The organism is Methylobacterium frigidaeris, from assembly GCF_022179185.1.
Classification (GTDB): domain Bacteria; phylum Pseudomonadota; class Alphaproteobacteria; order Rhizobiales; family Beijerinckiaceae; genus Methylobacterium; species Methylobacterium frigidaeris.
On sequence record NZ_BPQJ01000252.1, the window covers coordinates 1 to 257 of the forward strand.

Genomic DNA, 257 nt, shown 5'->3' on the forward strand with positions numbered 1-257 from the left:
GGCAATCCAAGCACCGGATATACCGGAACCGTCCAAATCAACACCGGTGGATTGACGGGTTTGCCAGAGACGTATCAGTTCCAATCCACAGACCGAGGTATCCATCGTTTTGAAGGTGTGAAAGCACCCAAAACGGGGACTTATCAGGTGAAGGCAGTAGACACAGGGAATGGACTGGAGGCAGAAGGAAACCCGCTTCGCTGTGTAGATAATCGTGGCATCTACCAACCCTTCTGGGGCGACCTCCACGGTCAGAG

The 257-nt window shown here is 53.3% G+C and carries 1 protein-coding gene; it reads left to right on the top strand.

All coding sequences use genetic code 11. The annotated features are described in order from the left end of the window. A partial coding sequence (locus tag MFF64_RS37045; protein WP_238194040.1) for a hypothetical protein occupies positions 1 to 257 on the top strand: 257 nt, incomplete at both ends.